The organism is Nocardia sp. AB354, from assembly GCF_049538315.1.
Classification (GTDB): Bacteria; Actinomycetota; Actinomycetes; order Mycobacteriales; family Mycobacteriaceae; genus Nocardia; species Nocardia nova.
In genome coordinates this window covers 130,011-136,228 of record NZ_JBMVFU010000020.1, presented here as the reverse complement: position 1 = coordinate 136,228, position 6,218 = coordinate 130,011, and the positions used below count along the sequence as shown (strand labels likewise).

The window sequence follows — 6,218 nt, the reverse complement described above, 5'->3', positions numbered from 1 at the left end:
CCGTTACCGCGCCGGATTCACACTGGCTCTCATCGTCGAATGGCTCACACCATTGGGAGACACGACCTCGTCGAGATGTCCTGCAGCCACATAACATTCAAATCGCGCAACGGCCCGCACGGATTCGGGACCGCCACACGTCCAGGCTGTATCGGTAACGCCTGGGCGGACAACGCTGGCAGGCGCGCCTGCAGTTTCAGCGGATCATCAAGACCGGAACAGGGTTTCGGTGTTCGGTTCGGGACGGTTATCGGCGGCGACCGAGGGCGCTACAACGGTGGCGCCTCGGCGCTCCGACGCTGATTCGGGCTTTCGCGTAGCGTCGCCGGTCTTCTTCTCCGAGGCCTGCGCGGCGGAATGCTCGGAGTCCGGGGTGTGTGCTGCGTCGGCTGTATCCGCAGTCTCGGCGGGCCGGTCGGTCCGCCAGGGCGCCGGTCGCGCATCCGGCCGGGCGAACACCGTGGGCTCGGATTTCGGCGGGACACCGCGGGCGGACCACGGCGTTCCGGAGGAGGCCGCCTTCGGGGTGGTCTTCTTGCCAACCGCCTTGCGGCGAGCGCGCTTTCGCCAGGGTGTGACGTGCTGGTTGGATCCCCGGACGGCACGCGCCCCGGGGTTCGACCGGCTCGGCGGCGACGGGTCATCGGCATCGCCTGCCACCTCGAGGAAGTTGTTCGCCCGATCCTGCCCCATCGCCGAGGAAGGGCGCTCCTGGTCGGGGCTCCACGATGATTCCGGGTCGGACACCGGAATCTGCGGGCCGTAGCGTACGGGCGTACCGCGGGGGTCGTGATGGGCAGCGACGCCGGAGTCGTCCCTTGCCGCCGGTGGTTCGGAACTCGTCCCCGCCGCGGCATGCACGGGACTCGGCGCCCCACCATCGGGACCCGCTACCGCATGACCACCATCAGCGCCCGAGGTGGTGGCGTTGATTTCCGGATTCGGTTGCACACCACCGATTCCCGTGTTCGACGCAGCATCCGGCCCCGGCAACCGGCCGGTGGCATGGTGCGCCGGATGCCCAGTAGCCCCAGTAGGTCCGTTGGTCATGTGCGTGCCGGAGTGATCGGGCGGATATCCAAGGGAGAGCGGATATCCGGAGGAGATATGGGCAGGGCCCTGCATGTCGGGCGTGACGCTGAGTGGGGTCGTCGGCGAGGTATTGGCCACCGGCGCAGGTGCGTGGTCGTTCGTCACGGTCTGCGGTCCCAATCCCCTGGAAGGATCCGTGCCCGGATCCACGGCAGGCACCCCTCCTTCCCCGCCGTCGTCGAAGGTGGGAGAGGTGAAGTCCAGTCCCGCGACCTTGTCCGCGAAATCCGATGCCTGCCGCAGGATGTCATCGGCCAGCCCATCGAGGACATGGGCGTAGTTGATGACCTCGTCGGGCTCGATGTGCAGCGTCTGATCGGCCGAACCGGGCGGCGGACCCAACAGCTCGCCCGCGGCGTCGTCCACGATTCCCCGGACCATGCGGTCGATGACATGCTCGAGTGGCTCGATCGCCTTCCCGAGCACCTCGACCAAAATATAGCCGATCAGCACCTGCTCCATCACCTGGCAAATCTTGCGCGCGGCAGCCACGACCGCCTGCTCGACCGCGACCGACAGACCGTCGGTGACGATCGTCGCGGCCATCGCGGCGGCGTAACTGGCTGCCAGCGCGGCGAGTTCGGCCAGCACCGCGACCTTGGTCACCTTGATCACCACAGCAGCCGCATCCAGGGCTTCGGCCACCACACGGCACGCCGTATCGAGATCAGCCATATGCGACTTCGACATCCGCGCCCAGGCCGCGACCAACTCCTGGTAGGAATACCCTGACCAGGCGTTCCTCATATCGGTGATCACACCGGTCGCGGTATCGTGCGCATCGGCCACGCCGTTCGCGAAATTCCGCACATGAGTCGCCAGCGCGCGGACCTGATCCTCATTGATATCCGGATACGGCACACCGGCGTAGTTGAGAAACAACGCCACATCGTGCGGAATCTCTATAGCCATCGATCCCGCGCTTTCCCGGCCCAACTCACAGGACTCGAGCGATCACGACCCGACGGGGCATGCGAGACATGATAACCCTCGCCCCGGAATGCGGCGCCACCCCGGGGTCCCCGGTAGAACTCGCGCGAAAAACGACGACAATGGATTGACCAGCAGTGATGGCAGATTTCCGGTTCTGAATTCATAGGGCTACACGGGCTACACGCGCGGGGCAGCTGTCGGGGGCGTCAGAATGCCTGCCGTACGGGGTGTGTCCGATGAGGACCAAACAGGAGCGGATTCGATACTCCGGGCGCACCACATAGGCAGAGACGTCCTCATCGCTGTTATAGACGCTCACCACGACCGTCGGCAGGTCCCAGCCCTCGAAGACGAGGCGTTCCATGGTCTTCCCCCGGCAGCAGGGCCGACCATCTCGGAACGCGCCCGGGACTGTCGATCAACGGAATCAACTAGCAGGAACCAACTTTTCCCGCCCGGTGCTCCTCGGCGCCGTAGGACGCGCTCGGGATCGCGGAGCACGTATCGTGGGCGCATGGCGGGATACTCCGGCGCCCCGTTGGCCCGCAAGCTCGGCATTCGGCCCGGCAACCGCGTGCTGCTCGCCCAGGCCCCGAGCGGATTCGTGCTCGAACCGCTGCCCGAGCACGTCTGTCTGCAGCGGCGCGCGGGGCGCGCGCAGTATGACGTGATCGTCGGCTTCTGTCCTGACTACCGGTCCTTGGATCGAGGATTCGGCACATGGTGCGCCCGCCTCACGCAGGCGGGTGGCCTCTGGGTCGCCTGGCCCAAGAAGTCGAGTGGGGTAGCTACCGATCTCAGCGATACCGTCGTGCGCGAATTCGGCTTGGCCGCAGGACTTGTCGACAATAAAACGTGCGCTATCGATGAGACGTGGTCGGGTCTTCGCTTCGTGGTCCGGCTGGCCGATCGGCACTGAGTCAGAGGCGGACGCTCCGACAGGGGTCTGGTAGTGAGCTCGCGGAAAACAGCGTCGAGGGCTCACCCAACCCGGTGGGGGAGTGCGAGATCGGAGCCTCGCGGCCGCATGGCCGAGGAGACCCGGCAGCTGTGGCGGATCGTCGACCGGACCCGCGATCATGAGATCCCCGCCACTGTCGAGGGTCTGCCGGCGACCACCACCGGTCCTGCCGAAGGAGCTGGAGCCTTCTCAAACTAAGTACGCATTGACAGATCATCTGTCCAAAGCGATGATAAGCGAACGCGTATTAAATCGATACTTGCCGGTCGCAGGGCGTCGCCGAAGTGCGCGTGAATCGAGCGAAGGGATGCGGAATGGGCCACTACAACAGCGACGTTCGCGACGTCACCACCTTTTCCCGAACGGTCCGCACGGTTCGGGCAACATGGGCTCACCACCGTGATTCCGGCCGATCGTTGTCCGCTCTCGTGATCAACAGCCGGTGGAAGCGGGGCCCGGCGTCGAACTCGGGCGGCCCGTTCATGGTCAGTCTCACGCAGTACACGCCGCGCCACCTCACGGATGTCGCCGACATCTGGCGCGCCTCGGAAAAGCTCGGTGATCAACTCGCCGAGATCGACGGCGCGGTCGGAGTGATGACATATGTACAACCGGGCCGCCGCCACGTGGGTTCGCTCTCGATCTGGGCCGACGACAACGGGCTGACACAGTTCATCAAGCTGCCGTACCACCTCGAGATCATGGACAAGTACCGGCCGCGGGGTTTGCCGATCAGGTCCGCCAAATGGTGGACAAGCGAATTCCGGGTCCACGCCGCCTTGAACCACAGTCTGCAGATGCTCGACACGGAGAATGAACGTCGTCGTGTTGTCGGGCCGAAGCTGAAGGATCCGGAGTGTGGCGGCAAGTGACGAAGATCCCCGAGCCTCTTTGCGGCGCAAGGGCTCTCGCAGTCCCGGGCCCCCGGGCTCGCGATGCAAGCTTTCCGGGTGCCCGATCGATACGATCGCAACCGTGGGGCTGATCGGTGAAGCGGAGAAGCGAGAAATCAAGGTCGTAGCCTCCGCTCCGCTCGGCCGCAGGGATTTGCCGGTGAACGCACCCCTGATCGCCGCAGCGCTCGGCGTCGAGGCAGTGCACTCGAATGCGATTGCGGAAACCGCTGTGCTGGATGGAATTCTCTCGATCAGCGACCCCGCCGCTTCGCGGCCCGGGTCGCTGATGGCCTGATACCGTCGCAATCCGTCGTCGGACACCCGCACGCACTTCACCAGGCTGCGCACCGAGGTGTGCCCGACCACTTCATCGACACCGGAGTCGACGCGCCTCCTCCGCAGCGTGGGTGAGGCGGGAATGACGCAACTGATGCAGCGTGTAGAGACCATCGGAGTAGTCGGCGGTACGCGCTTCGAACAGTTCGGCCGCGCGCCGGCCCGGAACCCCGATAGGCCCGCCTGACGGACCGCTCGTCCGAGCGATTCGCCATTGATGGGAAGGTTCGCCGGAGCTAAGGGGCGGCGGTGCGGGATTATCCGTCTTCGGAGCCTGACCCAGTTTCTCGGATGGAAAGAGATCGAATATGGACATTCAAAGCATCATCAGCTTGCTGCTCAGTGCGGGCAGCAGCGTTCTCGGCCTCGGAAGCAGCGTGCTGAGCCTCTGACCACTTTCCGACGCCCGGCGTTTCCGCGTCTGCTCCCGCACGGCCTCGGTTCTCATGACCTTGGCCGGCATCCGCGGATTGCCGGCGTCGTCACAGACCAAGACCCTCCGCGGTATCGCCACCGCTGGTCCATCGACTCCCGGCGAGACTCCACTCTGGTAGTCAACGCGCTGGACATGGCGATCCCCGTGGGGCAGAGGCGGAGCGCTTGTCATAGCGCGAGGCTGGCGCCCCATCGTTGTGCGTACGGCAATCGAGTGTCGCGCCAGGGTTTCCAGTCAGCCACGGTGTCATGGCGAGCGCACCCGGCACGGTGTCGCCCGCTCGCGGCTTATCCAGCGACACCGCCGCGTTGTTCGTATCATGTTGGGCGCCTGCAATATTCGCGGCGCAGGCGGGGAAGCGCCAGGCAGGCACACACCGCAGTGACACCCCATGGGAGTGACTTCATTGTGGCTCCTCTCGATCGGGGGAGTCGTCGCTGCGCGGCGGTGTCGCGGTTGGTTCGATCTCTGGTCGGGGCGCGACAGCGGTCCGAGGGACGCTGTGGCCGGGTGCACTCGGGCGCGTGCGTGGCGGCAGGCCATTCAAAAGCGCCAACCGTGCGTTGTAGGCGTCGAGGGCAGCTTGTTCGTGGTCGACATCGGCATCGATGGTGGTCGTGCCGAGCAGTGCGCGGTGGCGGATGCCGTCGAGCCAGGGGCCGAGCCCGGTATCGCGGTCGGCGATGCGGATCCATTGTCCGACAACGGCGATCATGATCAGCATCATCAGTCCGTCACCGCCGAGCCACATGATGATCCCCGCGAGGTTCTGGTCGGCCAGCGCGCTCGGGCCCCAGTCGCGGGAGCCGGCATAGGCGGGGGCGAGCACGGTCGACGACATCATCAGCGTGACGCCCACGAGGGTGTCGGGTCCGACGCAGATGGCGAGCACTACGAAGCGCAATCCGTGCGGCCACTCGGGCTCGACGGTCAGTTCGTCACCCGCGAGGGGGAGTAGCAGCAGATATCCGGTGACCACGTAGAGCGCGAGCTCGGTGTCGTGGATCCACATGTGGGTGGACATCGCCTGCTGGAATCCGGTCAGGTGGGTAAGCAGCAGGACAGCGCTGTAGAGCGGCACAGTGAACCGCGCGGAAACCAGGATCCGGAAGGCGCGGCTCGCTCGCATCCGGTCGATCCCGCCGGCGGTGGCGGGGCCGGCGGCGTCGTGCAGGAGACGGATCGGCTGTGCCCACACCAGCAGCGCGGGAATGACCATGATCAACAGCAGGTGCACCACCATGTGCACCGAGAACAGCGCGTGCGAGTACGTCGCGAGCGCACTGTCGACTGCCACGATCACCAGCACCAGTGCGGCCGGCCAGCACACCGTGCGCAGCAGAGGCCAACGCAGCCCTCGGCGCGCCGCTCGCCATGCCAGGAACAGGTAGCCGGCCGCGGCGGCCACGACGAGTGTGTCCACGACAGGCGACCACGTCCAGGTGCCGAAGATCGTGGCCGCCGTGGGCGCGGGGATGCCGGACATGCCGGTCACTGTCGGTCGCCAAATACGAGCATTCTACAATTGTTGCACTGTGCATGTTTCGACTGGTGCGAGGGTGGT

Annotated in this window: 5 protein-coding genes; 3 read left to right on the top strand and 2 right to left on the bottom strand. The window is 65.7% G+C overall.

The genetic code is table 11. The features are described from left to right. Window positions 1–207: 207 nt before the first annotated feature. Window positions 208–2,004, bottom strand: a complete 1,797-nt coding sequence (locus ACPCUW_RS25830; protein ID WP_423427662.1) for a hypothetical protein — start codon at window positions 2,002–2,004, stop codon at window positions 208–210. Window positions 2,005–2,539: 535 nt separating this feature from the next. Here ACPCUW_RS25830 and ACPCUW_RS25825 point away from each other — a divergent pair. The 3 genes from ACPCUW_RS25825 (at window position 2,540) to ACPCUW_RS25815 (ending at window position 4,177) form a co-directional block, all read left to right on the top strand. After that, on the top strand, window positions 2,540–2,944 hold the full coding sequence (locus ACPCUW_RS25825) for a DUF3052 domain-containing protein (RefSeq protein WP_423427661.1): 405 nt from the start codon (window positions 2,540–2,542) through the stop codon (window positions 2,942–2,944). A gap of 524 nt (window positions 2,945–3,468) precedes the next feature. After that, on the top strand, window positions 3,469–3,858 hold the full coding sequence (locus tag ACPCUW_RS25820) for a hypothetical protein (protein WP_181065199.1): 390 nt from the start codon (window positions 3,469–3,471) through the stop codon (window positions 3,856–3,858). A gap of 103 nt (window positions 3,859–3,961) precedes the next feature. After that, on the top strand, window positions 3,962–4,177 hold the full coding sequence (locus ACPCUW_RS25815) for a hypothetical protein (protein ID WP_423427659.1): 216 nt from the start codon (window positions 3,962–3,964) through the stop codon (window positions 4,175–4,177). A gap of 880 nt (window positions 4,178–5,057) precedes the next feature. Here ACPCUW_RS25815 and ACPCUW_RS25810 read toward each other — a convergent pair. Beyond that, window positions 5,058–6,140 carry a cytochrome c oxidase assembly protein gene (locus tag ACPCUW_RS25810; RefSeq protein ID WP_423427657.1) on the bottom strand — a complete coding sequence of 361 codons (1,083 nt, stop codon included), beginning with the start codon at window positions 6,138–6,140 and terminating at the stop codon, window positions 5,058–5,060. Window positions 6,141–6,218 lie beyond the last annotated feature (78 nt).

Coding starts and splice junctions, on each gene's coding strand:
- ACPCUW_RS25830 (WP_423427662.1), bottom strand. CDS start 2,004: ATGGCTATAGAGATTCCGCACGATGTGGCGTTGTTTCTCAACTACGCC.
- ACPCUW_RS25825 (WP_423427661.1), top strand. CDS start 2,540: ATGGCGGGATACTCCGGCGCCCCGTTGGCCCGCAAGCTCGGCATTCGG.
- ACPCUW_RS25820 (WP_181065199.1), top strand. CDS start 3,469: ATGGTCAGTCTCACGCAGTACACGCCGCGCCACCTCACGGATGTCGCC.
- ACPCUW_RS25810 (WP_423427657.1), bottom strand. CDS start 6,140: ATGTCCGGCATCCCCGCGCCCACGGCGGCCACGATCTTCGGCACCTGG.